Below are 21,768 nucleotides of genomic sequence, written 5' to 3'. Positions count from 1 at the left end.
GGAGCACGAGCGCAGGGGCCGGGTCCACCGTCAGTCAGCGGTGGCCCCGGCCCCGCGCGTGCCCGGCCACGGGCCGCGCCGCCCGTTGCCCGCGCCGGCCGCCGCCCGCGCCGCCCACGTACCGCCACCGCCGCCGCGTGTCAGGCGGCGCATGCGAAAAGAGATAAGCCCTGGATGAATTGACATCCGGGGCTTATCTCTGCGTATATTTGATCCTTCGTGTCTTCGTTGGAAGAAAACACGGAATCAAGTCATCTGCGGGAAGCTTAACGCGTCGGGAGTGGAATTGTCAACCGAGGAAATGCGGCAGGAACAGCAATTCATCACCGGCCTCTATGCCCGGCTCGATCAGCTCAGGGAGCAGGCCGAGGAGGCGATGCGGGCCGCGCTCGTGCAGGTGGGGAACGGTTTCCAGGCCAGGCTTGAGCGGGATGTGCAGGTGGCGGAGCAGGCCGGGCTGCTCAGTGCGATCAATGCGGGGGAGAACGGGCTCTGTTTCGGTCGCCTTGACTTCCGGGACGGCCAGAGTCATCACATCGGGCGCATCGGAATTCGCCGGGACGACGCGTCCCGTACGCCCCTGGTAATCGACTGGCGGGCGGATGTCGCGCGGCCCTTCTATCTGGCCACCGGGCATTCCCCGATGGGCCTGCGGCGCCGGCGGCACATCAGCACCGAGGGGCGCACCGTCACCGCGCTGCACGACGAGCTGATGGACCTGGCGGACCCGACCCGTACCGGCCACGAGGGCACCGACGCCGACGAGGTGCTGTTGGCCGCGCTGGACGCGGCGCGCACCGGGCGGATGCACGACATCGTCCGCACCATCCAGGCCGAGCAGGACCGCATCATCCGGGCGCCGCACCAGGGCGTCCTGGTCGTCGAGGGCGGCCCCGGCACCGGCAAGACCGTCGTCGCGCTGCACCGGGCGGCGTACCTGCTGTACGAGCACCGCGAGCTGCTGGCCCGCCGCGCCGTGCTGATCGTCGGGCCGAACCCGGCCTTCCTCAGCTACATCGGCGACGTGTTGCCCTCGCTCGGCGAGACCGGCGTGCTGCTGGCCACCCTGGGCGAACTCTTCCCAGGCGTGCGCGCCACCGGCACCGACAGCCCGGCCGCCGCCGAGGTCAAGGGGCGGGCCACGATGGCCGACGTGCTGGCCAAGGCGTTGCGGGAGCGGCAGACCGTGCCGGAGCGGGCCCGGGAGATCGACCACGAGGGGTACGGGACGCTCCAGTTGGACCGGGCCATGGCCGAGGACGCGCGCTGGCGGGCCCGCGAGAGCGGACTGCCGCACAACCTGGCCCGGCCCACCTTCGCCTTCCACGTCATCGACGCGCTCACCGCGCAACTGGCCGAGCGGATCGGCGCCGACCCGTTCGGCGGGCCCAACCTGCTCGGGCCCGACGACCTGGCGCAGATGGGCAAGGAGATCGCGACGAGCCACGAGGTGCACGCGGCCATCGACGAGCTGTGGCCGCGGCTCACCCCGCAGGAGTTCGTCGCCGACTTCCTGGCCGAGCCGACCCACCTGGACGAGACCTCGGCCGCGCTGATCCGACGCGCGGGCGGGGCCTGGACCGAGGCCGACGTGCCCCTGCTGGACGAGGCGGCCGAACTGCTCGGCGAGGACGACAGCGCGGCCCGCGTCGCGGCCGAGGCCGCGCGCCAGGAGCGGATCGCGTACGCGCAGGGCGTGTTGGAGCTGTCGGCGGGCTCGGAGACGTACGAGTTCGAGGACGAGGAGTCCGAGGTGCTCGCGGCGCACGACATCATCGACGCCGAGCGGATGGCCGAGCGGCACGAGGAGGCCGACCACCGCAGCGCGGCCGAGCGCGCGGCGGCCGACCGGACCTGGGCGTTCGGCCACATCGTCGTGGACGAGGCGCAGGAGTTGTCGGCGATGGCCTGGCGGCTGCTGATGCGGCGGGTGCCGACGCGTTCCATGACGCTGGTCGGCGACCCGGCCCAGACCGCGGACGCCGCGGGGCTCGGCTCCTGGGAGCGCATCCTCACGCCGTACGTGGGCGACCGCTGGGAGCACGTGCGGCTGGGCGTCAACTACCGCACGCCCGCCGAGATCATGGAGGTGGCCGCCGCGTTCCTGCGGGCGCACGACCCCGCGTTCCGGGCGCCGGGCTCGGTGCGCTCCACCGGGGTGCGGCCCTGGGCGCTGCGCGCCGAGCCGGCGGAGCTGGCCGTGGCCGTCGCGCGCCAGGCGGCGGTGGCCCGGGACGGCGGCCGGGTCGCGGTGATCGCCCCGGCCGAGCTGCACGCCGGGCTGCTCGCGGAGCTGCCGGACGTGGGCCACGGGCCCACGCCCGACCTGACCCGCGAGGTGGTGCTGCTCGGCCCGCGGCAGGCCAAGGGCCTGGAGTTCGACACGGTCCTCGTCGTGGAGCCGGCCGGGTACCCGGTCAGCGACCTCTACGTGGCGCTGACCCGCGCCACCCAGCGCCTCGGGGTGCTGCACACGGGCGAACTGCCCGCGGCGCTGGGTGGGCTGGCGGCGGTCGGGAGCTAGCCGCAGGTGGTGCCGCTCGGCGGCACGGTGCCGTCGATGAGGTAGTCGTTCACGGCGCGCACCGTGCAGTCGTCGCCGCTGTTGTACGCCCCGTGGCCCTCGCCGCGGTACGTCAGCTCGACGCCGACGCCCTCGCCGAGTTCGCGGGCCATGGTGCGCGCGCCCTCGTACGGCGTCGCCGGGTCGCCGGTGGTGCCGATGACCAGGATCGGGGCCGCGCCCGGGGCGCTGACCTCGGGGTGTTCGCGCAGCCCCGGCACCGGCCAGTCGGTGCAGCCGAGCATGCCCCAGGCCATGAACTCGCCGAAGATCGGGGAGACCTCACGGAAGGCCGGCAGCTCGGCGCGTACCTGCTCCGGGGTGAAGCGCTGGCGGGTGTCCCGGCAGGTGATGGCGGAGTTGGCGGGCTGGCCGTTGTCGTAGCGGCCACTGTCGTCGCGGCCCGCCATGGAGTCGGCCAGCGCCAGCAGTATCGTGCCCCGCTCCGTCTCGATGGCCTCCTGGAGGCCGAGCGAGAGGTACTTCCAGCTCTCCTCGCTGTACAGCGCGGTGGCGATGCCGCCGAGGGCCTGGCTCTCGGTGAGCACGCGGTCGCCGTCGTCGGTCGGCAGCGGCTCCTCGTCCAACGCCCCGAGCAGCGCCGCGATCAGCTCGCGCCCCTCGGCCGGGTCGTCGCCCACCGGGCACTTCGCGCCCTTGCCGGCGCAGTCCTTCAGGTAGTTGTCCAGGGCGCGTTGGAAGCCCCGCGCGTGGGCGAGCGCACCTCCCCTGGTGTCGCTGGTCGGGTCGACGACCGCGTCGAGCACGGCCCGGCCGACGTTCTTCGGGAACAGGTGGGCGTAGGTGCCGCCGAGTTCGGTGCCGTAGGAGATGCCGAAGTAGTGCAGCTTGCGGTCGCGCAGCACCTGCCGCATCAGGTCCAGGTCGCGGGCGGCGTTCTCGGTGTCCACGTGCGCCAGCACCTTGCCCGACGCGCGCTGACAGGCCGCCGCGTACGCGCGCGAGTCGGCCAGGCCCCGCTCCAGCTCCGCGGCGTCGTCGGGCGTGCCGTCCACCTCGGCCGACGCGTCCCGCTCCGCGTCGTTGGTGCAGGTGACGCCGGCGCTCTCGCCGACCCCGCGCGGGTCGAAGCTCACCAGGTCGTAGCGCTCGCCCAGGCGCGCGTAGTCCTCGGCGAAGTCGGGCAGGGTGGCGACCCCGGAGCCGCCGGGGCCGCCGAAGTTGAAGACGAGCGAGCCGATGCGCCGGTCGGCCTCGGTGGCCGGCTTGCGGATGAGGGCGAGGTCGATGGTCTCGCCCCGCGGCTTGGCGTAGTCCAGCGGGGCCCTGAGCGTGCCGCACTGCCAGGCGTCGCCGGGTTTCTCGCCCCCGCCCTGGAGCACCGTCGGCGCCGCGCACGCCTCCCACTTCACCTGCTGCCCGGTGAGGTGTTCCGGCAGGTCGGGGTCGACCGGTACGCGGGGCAACGGCGTGGCGGTGGGGGACTCGCGCCGGTCACCGCTCGCCCCCTCGTCACCGCCCCCGCACCCGGCCACCGTGGCGCCCACCACGATCATGAGAGCGGCTGAGGTCAGGGCCGTGCTCCGTATATGGCGTGACATGGAAAGCGATCCTAAGCGCCCCTCCACGCGCCGCTGACGTCCCCGTGCCGCCACGCCGTCCCCCGCACCTCACGAGCACGTCGTCCCGCTGGCCGGCACCGTCCCCGCCAGCAGGTACGCGTCCACGGTCCGCCGCACGCACCGGTTGCCACCGCCGTACGCGCCGTGCCCCTCGCCCTGGTACGTCACCTCGACGCCCACGCCCGGGCCCAGCGCGCGGGCCATCCGCCGGGCCCCCTCGTACGGCGTCGCCGGGTCGCCGGTGGTGCCGACGACCAGGATCGGGGCGGCACCGGGGGCGCGCACGTCCGGGGTGCGCCAGGCGCCGGCCGTGGGCCAGTGCCGGCACTGGAGCAGGCCCCAGGCCAGGTACTCCCCGAAGACCGGGGACGCCCTGCGGAACTCCGGCAGCCGCGCCCGCACGTCCGCCGCCGTGTAGCGCTGTCGGTAGTCGGCGCAGGTGATGGCGGTCAGGGCGGACTGCAGGGTGCTGTAGTGGCCCTGTTCACCGCGCCCGTTCATCAGGTCGCCGAGGGCGAGCAGCACCTTGCCGTCCCCGTCGGCCGCGTCGCGCAACCCCTGCGTGAGGTACTCCCAGAAGTCCTTGGTGTACAGCGCCTGCGCGATGCCGTCGCTGGCCAGCGACTGGGTCAGCGACCGGCCGCCGGCGCCGGGCAGCGCCTTCCGGTCGAGCCGCCGGAGCAGCGCGGTGATCTCCTCGCCGGTCAGGCAGTCGTCCGCGTCGGCGGGGCAGGCGCGCAGGTAGTTCTCCAACGCCCGCTGGAACCCCCTGGCCTGCCCCAGGGCGCCGCGCACCGGGTCCTGGCCCGGGTCCACGACGGCGTCGAACACGGCCCGGCCGACCCGGCGCGGGTACAGGTGGGCGTAGACGCCGCCGAGTTCGGTGCCGTACGAGACGCCGAAGTAGTGCAGCCTGGCGTCGCCGAGCACGCGCCGCATCAGGTCGAGGTCGCGGGCCGCGTTGACGGTGCCGACGTGCGCGAGCACCTTCCCGGAGCGCTTCTGGCAGCCCGCGGCGTACTCGCGCTTGCGGGCGTCGAGGGCGCGGGTCTCGCGGGCGTCGTCCGGGGTGGTGTCGGCGGCGTGGTACGCGTCCAGGTCCTCGTCGCTCAGGCAGCGCACCCCGCTGCTGCGGCCGACCCCGCGCGGGTCGAAGCTGACCAGGTCGTAGCGGGTGCGCAGGTCGCGGTAGTCGTCGGCGAAGGCCGGCAGGCCGTTGACGCCGGAGCCGCCGGGGCCGCCGAAGTTGTAGATCAGCGAGCCGATCCGGCGCGCGCGGTCGGTGGCCGGGGCGCGGATGAGGGCGATGTCGATGGTCTCGCCGCGCGGCTTGGCGTGGTCCAGCGGCGCGCGCAGCGTGGCGCACTCCCAGGGCGGGCCAGGGGCCGGGGTGCCCGCGCCCTCCTCGCCCTCGTCCGGCTCCGGGCACCGCCCCCAGGTGAGCTTCTGCCGCGCCAGGGACGTCGGCCGCGCGTCGCCCCCGTCGTCCCCGCAGCCGGCGAGAGCCCCGCTGACCAGGAGCAGGGCCAGGGCCAGGGGCCAGGCCGACCGGCCGTGGCCCGACCAGCTCACCGGGCTCACCGGGCTTACCCGGCCCGTCCGCCCCGCCTGACCCTGTCGCTCCGCACGCTCCGCCCGGCCCGCGAGCCGGCCGCCGCGCCGGTGCCGCGCCGTCGCGGGCGCCGGCCGCGCGGCCCCGGCGGGTGCGCTGCGGGGGCCCGGTCGGGTCGCTCGGGGCATGGCCGTCCTCTCGCGTGGGCGCACCGGGCGGCGGTGCGGCTGTTGCCCATCGTCCGCACTGGCGCCGGCCGCTGCCCGCACAGCGCGCCGGACGGGTGAGCGGGGTGGCGGGGCGAGCGGACGGGGCGCCCCGGCGGCCGGGGCGCGGGGCCGAGCGCGGCGGGCCCGGCGTCAGCGCGCGGGGCTGACCCCGGCCACCACGAGGTCGAGCAGCCGCCGCGCCTCGGCGACCGGGTCGGGGTGGTGTTCGGTGGCCAGGGCGATGCCCGTGACGAGCGTGAGCAGGTCGGCCGCCGTCACGTCCGCCGCCAGGGCGCCGGCCGCGACGGCCCGCCGCACCAGCGGCTCGACCGCCGTGGCGAGCTTGGCCGAGCAGTCCTCCACCTGCTCCGGGCCGGTCAGCCCGTCCTGGACCAGCGCGTCGGCCAGGCCCCGGGCGGAGGCCGCGTACGTCGTGAGCGCGCTCAGCCACTCAAGCAGCGCGGCCCGCGCGTCGGCCGCCTCGGCCAGCTCCGCTGCCCGGGCCCCCAGGGCCGCGATCCGCTCGCCGAACACGGCCTCCAACAGCGCGCGCCGGCCGGGGAAGTGCCGGCGCACGGTGGCCGAGCCGACCCCCGCGATGCGCGCGATCCGCTCCAGGGAGGCGTCGGCGCCGTGCGCGGCGACCTCCTGCTCGGCCACGGCGAGGATCCGCGCGTAGTTGCGCCGGGCGTCCGCGCGCTGGCCGGTCATGGCGTCATCTCCGAGATTGCTAAGTGGTGGGGCCCTCCGTATCGTACCGAAGCATAAATGGCGGGCCCCGCCATTTAACTGTTGCCCTTACCGAGGAGCGTCATGTCCGCTGATCCCACCCCCGTCCTGGTCACCGGCACCACGGGCCGACAGGGCGGCGCCACCGCCCGCGCCCTGCTGGCCGCCGGCGTCCCCGTCCGAGCGCTGGTCCGCGACCCCGCGAGCGAGCGGGCGCGGGCCGTCCGGGCGCTCGGCGCCGAACTCGTCACCGGCGACCTCGGCGACCGCGACTCGGTGGCCAGGGCAGCCGAGGGAGCCCGCGCCGTCTTCTCCGTCCAACTGCCCGACCTGGCCGGGCGCGGCTTCGCCGGCGAGGTGGAGCACGCGGTCAACCTGATCGAGGGCGCGCGGGCCGCGGGCGTGCCGCAGTTCGTGCACACCTCCGTCTCCGGGGCCGGCCAGCACGCCGCCTGGCTGGCGGGCCGCTGGGCCTGGATGGAGCCCTACTACTCGGCCAAGGCCGGCATCCAGGACCGGGTGCGCGCGGCGGGCTTCGCGCACTGGACGCTCGTCAAGCCCTGCTTCTTCATGGAGAACCTGCTCCCGGCCGCGGGGATGCTCTTCCCCCACGGGGCCGAGGGCGGCCTCGTGACCCTGCTGCGGCCCGCGACCCGGGTGGCCCTGGTCGCGGTCGCGGACATCGGCGCGGCAGCCGCCGCGGCCGTGGCCGCGCCGGAACGGTTCGCCGGGGTCGAACTGGAGCTGGCCAGCGACCGGCGCACGATGGCGGAGATCGCCCGGGTCCTCTCCCGGCGCCTCGGCGTCGAGTTGGCGGCGCCCGACATGACCGAGGAGGAGGCGACCGGGGCCGGGATGCCCGACACCGGGTTCGGACAGGCCATCCTCAACGACCACCCGCAGCCCGCGCGCCCGGAGTTCGCCCGGGCACTGGGCATCCCCCTGACCACCCTCGACGCGTGGGCGCACGAGCACCTGCGCCCCGCGGCCTGACGCGCGCGGCCACGCCCCCGGCCGGCGGCGTGCGCGGCCGGGGGCACGCCGTCGCCTACAGGGCTTCCTTGCGGGTCAGGTAGGAGAAGGAGAGCCAGCCGGGGAGGACCGGCAGCCAGAAGGTCATCAGCCGGAACAGCAGGACCGCGGGGGCCGCCGTGTCGTACGGGAGGCCGGCGAAGGTCAGGCCGGCGATGAGCGCCGCCTCGACCGCGCCGACGCCGCCGGGGGTGGGCGCCGCGGAGCCCAGGGCGTTGCCGGCGAGGAAGACGACGGCGATGCTCGCGTAGCTGAGGTCGCCGTCGAACGCCCGGATCGAGGAGTCCAGGCACATCACGAACGCGGCCGTGAGCAGCAGCATCCCGCCGACGCCGGCGAACAGCTTCTGCGGGCGCTGGAGCAGGTCCAGCATGCGCGGGACGACCCCGGCGAACAGCGACCGCACCCGCGTGGAGACGAACCTGCGCAGCGCCGGAACGGCCGTCACCACCAGCGCGAGCACCGCCGCCGTCAGCAGCCCGGCGATGACCGTACGGGACGGCGAGAGGGTCGGGGTGCGCTCGGTGCCGGTGATGTAGCCGAAGGTGCCGAGCAGGATCACGTGGCTGGCGAGGCCGAAGAGCTGCGAGGCGCCGACGCTGGCGACCGCCTGCCCGGGGCGCACCCCGGCGCGTTGCAGGAAGCGCGTGTTCAGGGCCACGCCGCCGACGGCCGCCGGGGCGACCAGCTTCGCGAACGACGCCGCGACCTGCGCCAACACGGTGCGCCCGAACGGCACCTTCTCCGGCACGAAGCCGAGCAGGCTGATCGCCGCGCAGACGTAGGTCAGGCCGGAGAAGAACAGGGCGATCGCCACCCACGCCCAGTTCGCCTCGCCGACCACCTGGCCCAGCTTGATGTGGGTGAACTGGGAGAGCAGGAAGTACGCGGCGAAGGCGCCCGCGCAGAAGCTGACCAGGGTGCGCGGCTTGATGCGTTCCAGCCGGACCGGCTCTATCGGCGCCTGCGGGCGCACCAGTAGCACCTGCTGCCGGATCTGCGAGAGCAGGTCCTCCTCGCGGGCCTCTTCGAGCGCCTCGTCGATGGCGCGCTTCTCGGCCTGCTTCTCGGCGTGCTTCTCCGCCTTGAGCGCCTTGCGCGCCCTGCGGTCCAGCGGCTGGGCGTCGACCTGCTCCCGGAGCGCGGCGGCCTCCGCCTCGCGCGCCTCCTTCTCGGTGCGGGCCGCGGCGAGTACGGCCTCGCGCTCGCGGTTGGCTCGCTCGCGCCCGAGGTGGCGCAGGGTGGCCCGGGTGACGCGGTTGAGGGCCAGCGGCTGGAGCAGCGGCAGGCTGTCGGCGACGGCGTCCGGGCCGATGACGTCGACCGCGGCGGCCACCGACCGCTCGGCGCCGACCCGCAGCGCGAGGGTGGTGAGCAACTGCGCGATGTCCATCCGCAGCACCACGTCGCCGGCGGCGATCTCGCCGCCGCGCAGGTCGGAGACGATCACCCGGCCGGAACGATCCACCAGGATGGCGTCGCCCTCCAGCCTGCGGTGCGCGATCCGCCGCGACTGGAGCGCCCGCACCTGGCGCCAGGCGCCCTCCAGCAGCTCGTCGGTGATCCGCTCGTCGGGCAGCGCGTTGAGGGTCCGGCCCCCGGTGTGCTCGTAGACCAGCATCACCGCGTCGGGCCCGAGTTCGGAGGTGGCGATGAGCTTGGGCGCGTTGGCCCCGGCGGCGATGGCCGCGTACGCGAGCAGCGCCTCCTGTTCGAGGGCCTGGCGCAGCGACTGGAGGCCGCGGCGCTGGGTGATGGAGCGCAGCGCGAGCCGTTGCCAGGTGCGGTAGAAGAAGCCCTGGGCCTGTTGTTCGCGGTCCACGACGGTGACGTCGAGCGGTGGGCCGTCCTCCAGGGTGACCAGGTAGCGGCGGCCCCGGTCGGTGTTGGACGGCTGCTCGCCGCTGGCGCCCTCGTCCCAGCGCAGCGCGCTGACCGGGCTGAACCCGACCCGGCGCAGGCCGAGCAGCAGGTGCTGCCCGGTGGGCCGCACGTTGGGCGAGCCGACCGCGTACAGCGTCCCGTACGCGACGGTCCAGCCGATCAGGACCGTGACCAGGATGGAGAAGGGCGTCGTGTAGCGGCCGACGAGGACGGCGAAGGCGTCGAGGAACAGCACCACCCACATGGCCACGCGCCAGCGCGGCCGGCGGGCCATGCCGACGGCCGTCATGTACGCGATGACGGGGGCGAGGTAGCCGTGCACGGGGTCGGAGAACGCGCCGCCCGGGGACTGCTGCGTCAGCGTCTCGCGCACCGAGTCGGGGGCCGAGCGGGCCACCCACAGGTCGGTGGCCAGCGACACGCCGTGGGCGAGTACGGCGGCGAGCACGCCGTCGGCGATCCGCAGCCCGTCGCGTTTGATCAGCCGCTCCATGGCGAAGGCCACGGGGAGGATGAGCACGGCGACGCTCGACGCCAGGCCGGCGAACTCGATCAGCAGGTCGGGCGCCTGCCGGGCGCCCTTGCCGATGTCCTTCTCCAGGCCCGCGGTGGTGCCGTGGGCGAAGGCGGCGGCGGCCAGCACGAGCGCGATGCCGAGCACCCCGAGCACCAGCTTGACCAGGTCGGAGGGGCGGTGCACGCGGGCGGGCAGCAGCGGTTCGTCGCCGGACACCTGGTCCGCGTGCCGGTCGCCGTCCTCGCAGCGGTGCGCGCCGGCGGGCGCCGCCGCGTCGGGGGCGGACTGGTCGGGGTGGGCGCCTTCGGCGGCGGCGGACGCCCCCGTGGAGCGCTCGCGGTCGGGGTTCTCGGCCGTGTCGGCGTCGTCGGAGTCGTCGGGGCGAGGCAGCGCGGCGGGGGCGCTGTCCTCTTCCGGAGGCTGCGCACCCTGCATCTCAGTCGTCTCTTCTTGATCTCGTATCACCTGTCACCGCCCGGAAGATGGTGGCATGGCCGCTGGGCCGGGGACGGCATCAGGGGGTACTTCGAGGTCGCGAGATACGGATCGTACGCCCCGTAGCACGACCGTGCACAGTGCGTGATACCGGGGGTCGGCTGTCGGTGGGGTGCGGCAGGATGAGGCGGATGAGCCGCGAGAGCGAGGAACGAACCGAACCGGACGAGCTCCCCGACTACGCCGAACGGGTGTTGGCGGTCGCGGAGCGGATCCCGCCCGGCCGGGTGATGACCTACGGCGACGTCGCCGAGTGGCTGGCCGAGGAGCTGGACCCGCAGGCGCCGCCGGTGCCCGGTGGCGGCGGCCGTGGCGTGGGCGGCCCGCGCCAGGTCGGCCGCGTGATGGCGCTGTACGGGTCGGCGGTGCCGTGGTGGCGCGTGGTGCGCGCGGACGGCGCGCTGCTGCCGGGCCACGAGCGGCGCGCGCTGGCGCAGTACCGGGCGGAGGGCACGCCGCTGCGCGAGGCGGCGCGCGCCAGGCCCGCCCCCGACGCCGAGCAGCCCGACGGGCCGGGCGCGGCCCGTCGCGGCGCTGGTCGGGGCCGCGGAGCGGCGCGCTCCGGTGGCGCGCTGCCCCGCCTCGACATGCGCCGGGCCCGCTGGGACGGCAATCCGCCATCCTCCGGCGACCAGGCGTGAGAACTCCGGGGCGAGGCCGGCGCCACCCACGGCGCGCGGCGTGCGCCGCCACCGGCCCGGGGCATCGGGCGGCGTGCCCGTACGCGGCATCGTGGGCGAGTCCGTGACAAGGGCCCGCAAGCCCGGCACCGGTGCGCCCGGCCCGCCCCGCCCGAGCGGCGCCGCGAGCGCGCGCGGGGCAGCCGCGCCCGCGACCGCGACCGTGCGCGTTCCCGTGACGGCGGAGCTCGCGGTGGTGTCGGTTGCGTCACGTTCGTCACTTCCGTCACCCGCGGGCGCGGCCCGTGGCGCGGGCCCGGCGGTCGGCGCGGCGGGCCCGGGGGCCCGGCCGGCGGCGCGCGGTGTGGCCCGGTCAGCCGCCCCGCGTCGGGCCGACGGGCGGCGCGTGACCGGCGGGTCAGGCGTCCCGCGCGTGACGGGCGGGTGGACGCCGGGAGGCCGCGGGGCGAGGTCGCGCCGCACGCCGGGCGCTGCGCCCCGCGCGGGCACTGGCGTAGCGTCTGGGGCGGCCCTCACCACCCGGCCCCCGCCCGACGCGCCCCGGCCAGCACGCGGCGTGCCCCGACCGGGGCCGGGCGCGGTCGGGCCGGGGCCCGGCCCACCCGGGCGGCGACCCGACCCGGCATGACCCCATCCGTCGTACGGCCGCAAGGCACCCAGCACAACCACCAGGACCGGCGATCCACGTGAGCTCCTCCTCCTCGTCCCATCCCCGGCGCGGGCCGGCGTCGCCAGCGCGACGCTCGTCCCCGGGGCCGCGGTCGGGGTCGCCCATGGACTCACCCGCCCCGCACCCCGCCCACGAGGCGCCGGCGCCCCCCGCCGCGACCCGGTCGGCCGGCGCGGCGCCCGGGGCGCCCGCCGCCACCGCGACCCGCGGGTACGCGCCGTACGCCCCCGGACCGTTCGAGCCGCCCGGCGCGTCCAGCCCCGGCGGCTACCGACTGGTGCGGACGCCGCCCGGGGCGGCCACCCCTCCTGTGCTGGACGCCCGGCAGCGCGCCGTGGTTGACCACGCGGGCGGGCCGTTGCTCGTGCTGGCGGGGCCCGGTACCGGGAAGACGACCACGCTCGTGGAGGCCGTGGCCGCCCGCGTACGCCGGGGCACCGACCCGGAGCGCATCCTCGTGCTGACCTTCAGCCGGAAGGCGGCGGTGGCCCTGCGCGACCGCCTCGCCGTGCGCGTGGGCGGCGTGGCGGTGCCGTGGGCGACGACCTTCCACTCGTTCTGTTACGCGCTGGTCCGCGCCCACCAGGACGCCGACCTGTTCGCCGACCCGCTGCGCCTGCTGTCCGGCCCCGAGCAGGACGTGGTGGTGCGCGACCTGCTGGCCGGCCAGGCCGAGCTGGAGGGCGCGGGCCGGGCCGCGGTGCGCTGGCCCGACGAGCTGCGCGCCTGCCTGACCACCCGCGGCTTCGCCGACGAGGTGCGGGCGGTGCTGGCCCGCAGCCGCGAACTGGGCCTGGGGCCCAAGGCCCTCGGCGCGTTCGCCGCCCGCACCGGCCGGCCCGACTGGGGCGCCGCCGCCGACTTCCTCGCCGAGTACCTGGACGTCCTCGACGCGCAGGGCGTGCTCGACTACGCGGAACTGGTGCACCGCGCCGTGCTGCTGGCCGAGCGGCCCGAGGTGGCGACCGAACTGGCGGGCACCTACGACGCGATCTACGTGGACGAGTACCAGGACACGGACGTCGCCCAGGTGCGGCTGCTGCGCGCGCTGGCCGGCGGCGTGGTCGCCCGCGGCCACGCCGCCCGGGGCGGTGTGCGGGGCGGACCGCGCGGTGGCGAGAGGGGCGGTGCGCCGCGCCGCGCCGGGGAGAACGCGGCGAAGGGCACGGCGGGCGGCACCGCGCTGGTCGTGTTCGGCGACCCCGACCAGTCGATCTACGCCTTCCGCGGTGCGGACGTCGGCGGCATCCTCGACTTCCCGGCCACCTTCCCGCGCCCCGACGGGCGGCCCGCCGACGTCGCCGTGCTCGCCACCTGCCACCAGACGCGCGAGCGACTGCTGGCCGCGACCAGGGCGCTGGCCGCCCGGATGCCGCTGTCCCGGCTGCCGGCCGCCGTCGCCCGCGCCCACCGGGGGCTGACGGCCGCCAGGGACGGCGGCCGGGTGGAGGCGTACACCTACCCCACCGCCAACGCCGAGCTGGACAACGTCGCCGACATCCTGCGCCGCGCGCACCTGGAGGACGGGGTGCCGTGGAGCGAGATGGCCGTGCTCGTGCGCGCCGGCGCGCGGGGGCTGCCGGGCGTGCGGCGCGCGCTGACCACCGCCGGGGTGCCGGTGGAGGTCGACGGCGACGACATCCCGCTGCGCACCGAACCGGCCGTCGCGCCGCTGCTCACCGCGTTGCGCGCGGCGGCGACGGCGGTCCTGGCCCAGCGCCCCGGCCAGGGCCCGCACCTGCCGCGCCAACGCCCGGCGCCCGCACAGGCGCCCGCACCGGCGCCGGAGCCGGTGTCCGAGCCGGGCGAGGCCCGTTCGGGTGGGGAGCCGACGCCCCCCGCGCGCACCGGCGCCGCCCCCGAAGCCGACCCCGACTCCGAGTCCGACCCCGACCCCGACCCCGAGTCCGAGGCCCCGGAGACAACCCCCGGCACCGGCTGGCTCTCCGTGGAGACCGCGCTCACGCTGCTCGGCTCGCCGCTGGGCGGCATGGACGCGGCCGACCTGCGCCGCCTCGGCCGGGCGCTGCGCGACGAGGAACGGGCCGCGGGGCGCGCCGTGCCCCGCCCGTCCGACGTGCTGATCGCCGAGGCGCTGGCCGAGCCGGAGCGCCTCGTGGCGCACGACCCGGCGTACGCGCGGGGCGCGCAGCGGCTCGGTCTGCTGCTGCGCAAGGCGCGCGAGCTGCTCGCCGGCGGCGGCACCGCGGAGGAGGCGCTGTGGTGCCTGTGGGACGGCACGCCGTGGCCGCAGCGCCTGGAGCGCGCCGCCTGGCGCGGCGGGGCCGCGGGGCGCAACGCGGACCGGGACCTGGACGCGGTGTGCGCCCTGTTCGAGACGGCCGCGCGCGCGGAGGAGCGCACCGGCGGCCGGGGCGCGCTCAACTTCCTCGAAGAGCTGGACGCCCAGGACATCGCCGCCGACACCCTGACCCGCCGCGCGGTGCGCCCCGACGCCGTGCGGCTGCTGACCGCGCACCGCTCCAAGGGCCTGCGGTGGCGCCTGGTGGTCGTCGCGGGCGTACAGGAGGGCCTGTGGCCCGACCTGCGGCGCCGGGGTTCGCTCCTGGAGGCGGACCGGATCGGCCGGGACGGCATCGCCGAGCCGATGCCGCCGGGCGCGCTGCTGGCCGAGGAGCGGCGGCTGTTCTACGTGGCCGCGACGCGGGCCAGCGAGCGGCTGGTGGTGACCGCCGTGCGGGCCCCCGCCGACGACGGTGACCAGCCGTCGCGGTTCCTGACCGAGCTGGGCGTGGAGCCGGTGGACGTGCTGCACCGCCCGCGCCGCCCGCTGTCGGTGTCCGCGCTCGTCGCGGAGTTGCGCGCCACGACCGTCGATCCGACCGCGTCCGAGGCGCTGCGGGACGCCGCCGCCCAGCGGCTGGCCCGGCTCGCGGCGCTGCGCGACGAGGAGGGCCACCCGCTGGTGCCCGCGGCGCACCCGTACCGCTGGTGGGGCTTGGAGGAGCGCACGCGCGCCGAGGTGCCGCTGCGCGACCGGGACGCGCCGGTGACCCTGTCGGGCAGCGCGCTCGACCAGTTGGTCAACACCTGTTCCCTCCAGTGGTTCCTGGGTCGGGAGGTGAAGGCGGAGCCGCCGTCCACCGCGGCGCAGGGCTTCGGCAACGTCGTGCACGTACTCGCGGACGAGGTGGCCTCCGGCCGCACCCCAGCCGACCTCGCGGTGCTGATGGAACGGCTCGACTCGGTGTGGGACGCGCTCGCCTTCGACGCCCCGTGGAAGTCGCGGCAGGAGAAGGAGAACGCGCGCGCCGCGCTGGAACGCTTCCTGCGCTGGCACGTGATGGAGCGCGGCGGGCGCACCGTCGTCGGCAGCGAGCACGCCTTCGACGTGACCCTCGACGTGGCGGCGTACCAGGTACGCATCCGCGGCTCCATGGACCGGGTGGAGACGGACGCGGAGGGCCGCGCGTACGTGGTGGACTTCAAGACCGGCAAGCAGACCGTCACCCGCGACGCCGTGGCCCACCACCCGCAGCTCGCCGTCTACCAGCTCGCGGTGCGCGCGGGCGCGGTGGACGACCTGTTCGACGGCGCCCGCCCGGAGCCCGGCGGCGCGGAACTGGTCCAGTTGCGCCAGGCCGCGCCCCGCAAGGAGGGCGGCGACGCGCTGCCGAAGGTGCAGGCACAGGAGTCGCTCCCGGCGCCGGCCGCGCCGACCGACCCGGCGGGCGACGGCGCCGGGGACTGGGTGGGCGAACTGCTCGCCACGGCGGCGGGCCGCGTCCTCGACGAACGCTTCGCCCCGACCACCGGCGAGCACTGCAACCGCTGCGCCTTCCGCGCCTCCTGCGGCGCCCGCCCGGAGGGCCGCCACGTGGTCGAGTGACCGCGCGACGGTACGCCCTGGCGCGCGGCCCCCGGGGGGTGGGTGCGGCCCTGGTTCGGCGCGGGCGTGCGTCTCCTCGGCGCGGGCGGGCGCTCTGGTTCGGCGCGGGCGTACGGCTCTGGCCCTGGCCCGGGCACTGAGGGTGGTTCTGGTCACTCCGGCGGCGCCCGGGCGCGCGGCGCGGGGGTCGGTGCGCCGGGGTGAGGGTGGGGCGCGGCAGGCCGCCCGAGCGCTGGGCGGGGGCGCGCTCGTGGGGCCGGCCGATGCGGGGGCGGAGCGGGGCGGCGGCCGGTTCCGCGCGGGGTGCGCGACGGCGGGGTCTGTCAGTGCGGGGCATTAGCCTCACTGGGGTGTCAGCACACCTCACCGACCCCGAGCAGCTCAAGGAGTTGCTCGGCATCCCGTTCACTCCGGAGCAGTTGGCCTGTATCACCGCGCCGCTGGCTCCCCAGGTGATCGTGGCCGGTGCCGGGTCCGGCAAGACGACGGTGATGGCCGCGCGCGTGGTCTGGCTGGTCGGCACCGGCCAGGTCGCGCCGGAGCAGGTGCTGGGGCTGACCTTCACCAACAAGGCGGCCGGCGAGCTGGCCGAGCGGGTGCGCAGGGCGCTGCTGCGGGCCGGCGTCGGCGAGCCGGGCGGCGCCGGGGGAGCCCCGGCCGGGCCCGTGAGTCAGGCCGGCGCGGAGGACGAGGTTCCGGGTGAGCCGCGGATCTCCACGTACCACGCGTTCGCGGGGCAGTTGCTGAAGGACCACGGGTTGCGGATCGGGGTCGAGCCCGGCGCGCGGCTGCTCGCCGACGCCACCCGGTTCCAGCTCGCCGCCCGCGTGCTGCGCACCGCGCCCGGCCCCTATCCGGCGCTCACCCGCTCCTTCGCCGACCTGGTGACCGACCTGCTCGCGCTGGACGGCGAACTGGCCGAGCACCTGGTCCCGGTCGAGCGACTTCGGGAGTACGACACGGAGCTGCTCGCCGCCCTCGACGCCGTCAAGCTCAGCAACGACGACCTGCGCAAGGTGCCCGACGCGGCCCGGGCCCGGCTCGAACTGCTCGACCTCGTCGGCCGCTACCGCGCCGAGAAGCGCCGCCTCGACCTGCTCGACTTCGGCGACCAGATCGCCCTGTCGGCGACCCTGGCGCGCCACCACCCGGAGGTCGGCCGGGCGCTGCGCGCGGAGTTCGCCGTCGTCCTCCTCGACGAGTACCAGGACACGTCGGTGGCCCAGCGGCTCCTGCTGTCGAGCCTGTTCGGCGCGGGCGAGCAGGCGCCGCCCGGTGAGCGGGCGCCGGGTGAGCGGACGTCGCCGGGCGACGGCACGCCGGGCGCGGGGGGAGTCGGCGAGGGCGTGGGGCACGCCGTGACCGCCGTGGGCGACCCCTGCCAGGCGATCTACGGCTGGCGCGGCGCCTCCGTGGCCAACCTGGACGACTTCCCTGAGCACTTCCCCCGCGCGGCCACCCGCCCCGCACACGCGGACGGCCCGTCTTCGCCCATCAACGCTCCCGCCCCCGTCACCGAACCCGCCGCCGTACGGGGCGGCCCGGCCGAGCGGTTCGCGCTCAGCGAGAACCGACGCAGCGGCGGCCGGCTGCTCGCGCTCGCCAACCGGCTGGCCGCGCCGTTGCGCGCCCGGCACGCGGGCGTGGAGGCGCTGCGCCCGGCGCCCGGCGCCGAGCGCGACGGGCTGGTGCGCTGCGCGCTGTTGCCCACGCACGCCGACGAGATGGCCTGGCTCGCGGACTCCATAGCCCACCTGGTGCGTACGGGCACCGAACCGGGGGAGATCGCGGTGCTGTGCCGTACGGCCGTGGACTTCGCCGAGATCCAGTCCGCGCTGGTGAGCCGGGACGTGCCGGTCGAGGTGGTGGGCCTGTCCGGGCTGCTGCACCTGCCCGAGGTCGCCGACCTGGTCGCCGTGTGCGAGGTGCTCCAGGACCCGACGGCCAACGCGGCCCTGGTGCGGCTGCTCACCGGCCCGCGCTGGCGCATCGGGGCGCGCGACCTGGCGCTGCTCGGCCGCCGCGCGCGCGCTCTCGTACGGCGCGACCACGAGAGCCCGGACCAGGACGCCGACCGCCGGCTGGCCGAGGCCGTCGAGGGCGTGGACCCGGCCGAGGCCATCTCGCTGGCCGACGCCCTCGACACCTTCGTCCTCGACACCCCGGCCACGGCCCACCCCGACCAGGGCCACGACCACCATCAGGGCCACGGCCACGACGATGCCCGAACCCAGGACCCGGGCCACACCCAGGACCCGGGTCACAGCCAGGACCCGGGCCCGGACCGGGCGCCGGCCGACGCGGCGCACGACCTGCCGTTCTCGCCGCAGGCCCGCGTCCGCTTCGCCCGGCTCGCCACCGAACTGCGCGAGCTGCGCCGCTCCCTCGGCGACCCGCTCATGGACGTGCTGCACCGCATCCTCGCGGTGACCGGCCTTGAGGTGGAGCTGTCCGCGTCGCCGCACGCGCTGGCCGCCCGGCGCCGCGAGACGCTCGGCAACTTCCTGGACGTCGCCGCCGGGTTCGCCACCCGCCAGGGCGGCGCGTCCGCGCTGGAGGGCGAGCCCACGCTGCTGGCGTTCCTCGGCTTCCTCCGCACGGCGGCCCAGTACGAGAAGGGCCTGGACAACGCGCTCCCGGGCGGCGAGAACACCGTGAAGGTGCTCACCGCGCACAAGTCCAAGGGGCTGGAGTGGGACGTGGTCGCGGTGCCGGGCCTGGTGACGAAGACGTTCCCGAGCGAGCAGTCCCGCGAGTCCTGGACGGCCAGTGCCAGGGTGCTGCCGCACGCGCTGCGCGGCGACGCCGACACCCTGCCCACGGTGGGGAGCTGGGACGCCAGGGGGCTGAACGCGTTCAAGGCCGCGATGAAGGAGCACCAGCGCACCGAGGAACTGCGCCTCGGCTACGTGACCTTCACCCGCCCCCGCTCCCTGCTGCTCGGCTCCGGCCACTGGTGGGGCCCGTCGCAGAAGAAGCCGCGCGGCCCGTCCGCCTTCCTGGAGGCGCTGCGGGAGCACTGCGAGGCGGGCGACGGCGAGATCGAGTCCTGGGCGCCCGCGCCGGAGCCGGGCGAGGAGAACCCGGCGCTGCGCGACCCGGACCCGGACCACGACCAGGACCCGACGGCGCGCGCCGACCGGACCTGGCCGCTGCCGCTCGACCCGACGGCGCTGGCCCGCCGCCGCCGCGCGGCCGACGCCGTCCGCGCCCACCTCGTACGACAGGCCGCCCCGACGCACGCTGAGGCGGCCCCCGGCCCCGCCCCGGAGGCCCCGTCCGGCCACGACGCGCGGCACCCCGCCGCCCAGGCCCCGGCGCCGGGCCGGGGCGCGGACGCGCCGGCCGCCCCCGCCGATCCGTACGACGCCGATCCGTATGACGCCGACCCGTACGACAACACAGCCGCCGGCCGGCCCGGGGAGCCGGTGGGCGAGCGGCTGTCGCCAGAGGAGGCCCGGCTCGCCGCGTCCTGGGACCGGGACCTCGACGCGCTCGCCGGTGAACTGCGCCGGGCCCGCGCGACCGTGCGCGACGTGCTGGTCCCCAGCGCGCTGAGCGCCACCCAACTGCTCCGGCTCGCCGCCGACCCGGACGGCTTCGCCCGCGAGCTGGCCCGCCCCATGCCGCGCCCGCCCCGGCGCGCGGCGCGCCGGGGCACCCGCTTCCACGCCTGGGTCGAGTCGCGGTTCGAGGCCCTGCCGCTGCCCCTGCTCGGCCCGGACGACCTGCCGGGCGCGGACGAGTACGGCGAACCGGACGACGACGGGGGAGACCTGGAGGCGCTCAAGGAGGCGTTCAACCGCACCCCGTACGCCCGGCGCACGCCGTACCGCGTCGAGGCGCCGTTCCAGCTCACGCTCGCCGGCCGAGTGGTCCGCGGCCGGATCGACGCGGTCTACCGCTACCGCGCCCCCGCCGCCCCACGGACCGGCACCGACGCCACCCCCGAGCCGGTCGCGCCCGACGAGCCCCCGCGCGACGAGCCCCCGCACGACGAGCCCGCTCGCGACGAGGCACCGCACGACGCGGCAGCGCACCCGTACACGTACGAGATCGTCGACTGGAAGACGAACCGGGCGCAGGACGCCGACCCGCTCCAGCTCGCCGTCTACCGGCTGGCCTGGGCCGAACAGCACGGCCTGCCGCTGTCCGCCGTCACGGCCACCTTCCTCTACGTCCGCACCGGCGACATCGTCCGGCCGCACCCGCTCCCCGGCCGGGCCGAGATCGAACGCGTCCTGCTCGGCGACGAGCCCACCCCGCCCCGCGGCCCGCGCCCCGACGCGTGACCGCCGGTCACGGCCGGCACGCGCGGAGCCACCGGCCGCCGGGAGCGAGCCACCGGGGGACGAAACGGGGCGGAAACGGGCGGGCGCGGAGGGTGAGCAGGGCCGCGCGCGGGGGCCCGGAACCGTGGCGAGACGGGTCGTCCGGGGCGGATAGGCTCGTCATCATGAGCACCACCCCGGACGACGCTGTCCGCGCCTATGTCGAAGCCCACCGTGCCGCGTTCCTCGACGACCTCGCCGCATGGCTGCGCATCCCCTCCGTATCGGCCGACCCCGGCCGCGCCGGCGACGTCCGGCGCAGCGCCCAGTGGCTGGTGGACAAGCTGCTGGCCACGGGTTTCGTGACGGCGGAGGTCTGGGAGACCGAGGGCGCTCCCGCCGTCTTCGCCGAGTGGCCGTCCGGGGACCCCGAGGCGCCCACCGTGCTGGTCTACGGCCACCACGACGTCCAGCCCGCCGCGCTGGAGGACGGCTGGCACAGCGAGCCGTTCGAGCCGCGGTTCCACGACGGCAAGCTGTACGCGCGGGGCGCGGCCGACGACAAGGGTCAGGTGCTCTTCCACACGCTCGGCGTCCGCGCGCACCTCGCCGCGACCGGCCGCACCGCGCCCGCCGTCAACCTCAAGCTGCTCATCGAGGGCGAGGAGGAGTCCGGGTCGCCGCACTTCCCCGACCTCATCCGCTCCCGCGCCGACCGGCTGCGCTGCGACGCGGTGATCGTCTCCGACACCGGCATGTGGTCCGCCGACACCCCGACGGTCTGCACCGGGATGCGCGGCCTGGCCGACTGCCAGATCGATCTGTACGGGCCTGACCAGGACATCCACTCCGGTTCCTTCGGCGGCGCCGTGCCCAACCCGGCCATGGAGGCCGCCCGGCTCGCCGCGGGGCTGCACGACGCGGACCTGCGGGTGGCGATCCCCGGCTTCTACGACGGAGTGGTGGAGCTGACCGACCGCGAGCGTGAACTCTTCGCCGAGCTGCCGTTCGACGAGGCGCGGTGGCTGCGCACGGCGCACTCGCACGCCACCCTCGGCGAGACCGGTTTCACCACCCTGGAACGCGTCTGGGCCCGGCCGACCGCCGAGGTCAACGGCATCGGCGGCGGCTACCAGGGGCCGGGCGGCAAGACCATCGTCCCCGCCAGCGCCCAGCTCAAGCTGTCCTTCCGGCTGGTGGAGGGGCAGGACGCGGAGAAGATCCAGCAGGCGGTGCGGGAGTGGGTGGCGAAGCGGCTGCCCGCCGGCATCCGGCACGAGATCACCTTCTGGGGCGCGACCCGCCCCTGCCTGACCCCGCTCGACCACCCGGCGCTGCGCTCGGTCGTACGGGCCATGGGCCGCGCCTTCGACAAGCCCGTGCGCTTCACCCGCGAGGGCGGCTCGGGCCCGGCGGCCGACCTGCGCGACGTGCTGGGCGCGCCCGTGCTGTTCCTGGGCATCTCGGTGCCGTCCGACGGCTGGCACGCCCCGAACGAGAAGGTCGAACTCGACCTCCTGATGAAGGGCGTCGAGAGCGCCGCGTACCTCTGGGCCGACCTCGCCGAACACTGGAAGGTGCCGGTGGCCGGGTAGCGGGCCGGCGCCCGGTCGCACGGGGCGCGGGGCCCGGCGGGGCCGGGGGCGCCGCCCGGCGCGCGGGGCCACGGCACGCGCGCGGGCCGCGCGGCCGGGCCGGGACCGGGGCCCGGCCAGGGCCGGGCGCGCGGCCGGTGTGGGCCGGGGCCGGGGCGGCCCGGGCCGCGCGCGCCC

10 protein-coding genes are annotated in these 21,768 nt (G+C 76.5%); 6 read left to right on the top strand and 4 right to left on the bottom strand.

Annotation, left to right across the window (positions count from 1 at the left end):
• Positions 1-301: 301 nt before the first annotated feature.
• The gene (locus tag AC3CHW_RS10435) at positions 302-2,524 is read left to right on the top strand and encodes a HelD family protein (RefSeq protein WP_488471017.1); all 2,223 of its coding nucleotides are present in this window, start codon (positions 302-304) and stop codon (positions 2,522-2,524) included.
• Here AC3CHW_RS10435 and AC3CHW_RS10430 read toward each other — a convergent pair.
• From AC3CHW_RS10430 to AC3CHW_RS10420, 3 genes are all read right to left on the bottom strand, one after another.
• Positions 2,521-4,125, bottom strand: coding sequence for an alpha/beta hydrolase (locus AC3CHW_RS10430; RefSeq protein ID WP_488470254.1), 1,605 nt, complete (start codon positions 4,123-4,125; stop codon positions 2,521-2,523). The two genes, AC3CHW_RS10435 and AC3CHW_RS10430, sit on opposite strands and share 4 nt — an antisense overlap.
• Positions 4,126-4,194: 69 nt before the next feature.
• On the bottom strand, positions 4,195-5,727 hold the full coding sequence (locus AC3CHW_RS10425) for an alpha/beta hydrolase (protein ID WP_488470253.1): 1,533 nt from the start codon (positions 5,725-5,727) through the stop codon (positions 4,195-4,197).
• 330 nt (positions 5,728-6,057) lie between these two features.
• Positions 6,058-6,618, bottom strand: coding sequence for a TetR/AcrR family transcriptional regulator (locus AC3CHW_RS10420; protein ID WP_488470252.1), 561 nt, complete (start codon positions 6,616-6,618; stop codon positions 6,058-6,060).
• Positions 6,619-6,720: 102 nt separating this feature from the next.
• On the opposite strand from AC3CHW_RS10420, the gene AC3CHW_RS10415 reads away from it, so the two are divergent.
• Positions 6,721-7,629 (top strand): NmrA family NAD(P)-binding protein, encoded by a 909-nt coding sequence (locus AC3CHW_RS10415; protein ID WP_488470251.1) that lies wholly within the window; start codon positions 6,721-6,723, stop codon positions 7,627-7,629.
• Positions 7,630-7,684: 55 nt separating this feature from the next.
• Here the strand turns inward: AC3CHW_RS10415 and AC3CHW_RS10410 are convergent, their stop codons facing one another.
• Positions 7,685-10,504 carry a lysylphosphatidylglycerol synthase transmembrane domain-containing protein gene (locus AC3CHW_RS10410; RefSeq protein WP_488470250.1) on the bottom strand — a complete coding sequence of 940 codons (2,820 nt, stop codon included), beginning with the start codon at positions 10,502-10,504 and terminating at the stop codon, positions 7,685-7,687.
• Between the two features lie 191 nt (positions 10,505-10,695).
• Here AC3CHW_RS10410 and AC3CHW_RS10405 point away from each other — a divergent pair, with 191 nt between their 5' ends.
• The 4 genes from AC3CHW_RS10405 to AC3CHW_RS10390 all read left to right on the top strand — a co-directional run bounded on the left by AC3CHW_RS10405 (position 10,696) and on the right by AC3CHW_RS10390 (position 21,591).
• On the top strand, positions 10,696-11,205 hold the full coding sequence (locus tag AC3CHW_RS10405) for an MGMT family protein (RefSeq protein WP_488470249.1): 510 nt from the start codon (positions 10,696-10,698) through the stop codon (positions 11,203-11,205).
• Positions 11,206-11,978: 773 nt separating this feature from the next.
• Positions 11,979-15,725, top strand: a complete 3,747-nt coding sequence (locus AC3CHW_RS10400; protein ID WP_488470248.1) for an ATP-dependent helicase — start codon at positions 11,979-11,981, stop codon at positions 15,723-15,725.
• Positions 15,726-16,075: 350 nt separating this feature from the next.
• A complete protein-coding gene (locus AC3CHW_RS10395; RefSeq protein WP_488470247.1) occupies positions 16,076-20,017 on the top strand; it encodes an ATP-dependent helicase in 3,942 nt (1,313 codons plus the stop codon).
• Positions 20,018-20,181: 164 nt separating this feature from the next.
• Positions 20,182-21,591, top strand: a complete 1,410-nt coding sequence (locus tag AC3CHW_RS10390; RefSeq protein WP_488470246.1) for a dipeptidase — start codon at positions 20,182-20,184, stop codon at positions 21,589-21,591.
• Positions 21,592-21,768: the final 177 nt, after the last annotated feature.

It is taken from the genome of Streptomyces sp. MGP-BFMKR1, from assembly GCF_057766585.1.
Note: the sequence above shows the minus strand (reverse complement) of the source record. Positions and strands in the feature narration are given on the sequence as shown.

Coding starts and splice junctions, on each gene's coding strand:
- AC3CHW_RS10435 (WP_488471017.1), top strand. CDS start 302: ATGCGGCAGGAACAGCAATTCATCACCGGCCTCTATGCCCGGCTCGAT.
- AC3CHW_RS10430 (WP_488470254.1), bottom strand. CDS start 4,125: ATGTCACGCCATATACGGAGCACGGCCCTGACCTCAGCCGCTCTCATG.
- AC3CHW_RS10420 (WP_488470252.1), bottom strand. CDS start 6,618: ATGACCGGCCAGCGCGCGGACGCCCGGCGCAACTACGCGCGGATCCTC.
- AC3CHW_RS10415 (WP_488470251.1), top strand. CDS start 6,721: ATGTCCGCTGATCCCACCCCCGTCCTGGTCACCGGCACCACGGGCCGA.
- AC3CHW_RS10410 (WP_488470250.1), bottom strand. CDS start 10,504: ATGCAGGGTGCGCAGCCTCCGGAAGAGGACAGCGCCCCCGCCGCGCTG.
- AC3CHW_RS10405 (WP_488470249.1), top strand. CDS start 10,696: ATGAGCCGCGAGAGCGAGGAACGAACCGAACCGGACGAGCTCCCCGAC.
- AC3CHW_RS10400 (WP_488470248.1), top strand. CDS start 11,979: ATGGACTCACCCGCCCCGCACCCCGCCCACGAGGCGCCGGCGCCCCCC.
- AC3CHW_RS10390 (WP_488470246.1), top strand. CDS start 20,182: ATGAGCACCACCCCGGACGACGCTGTCCGCGCCTATGTCGAAGCCCAC.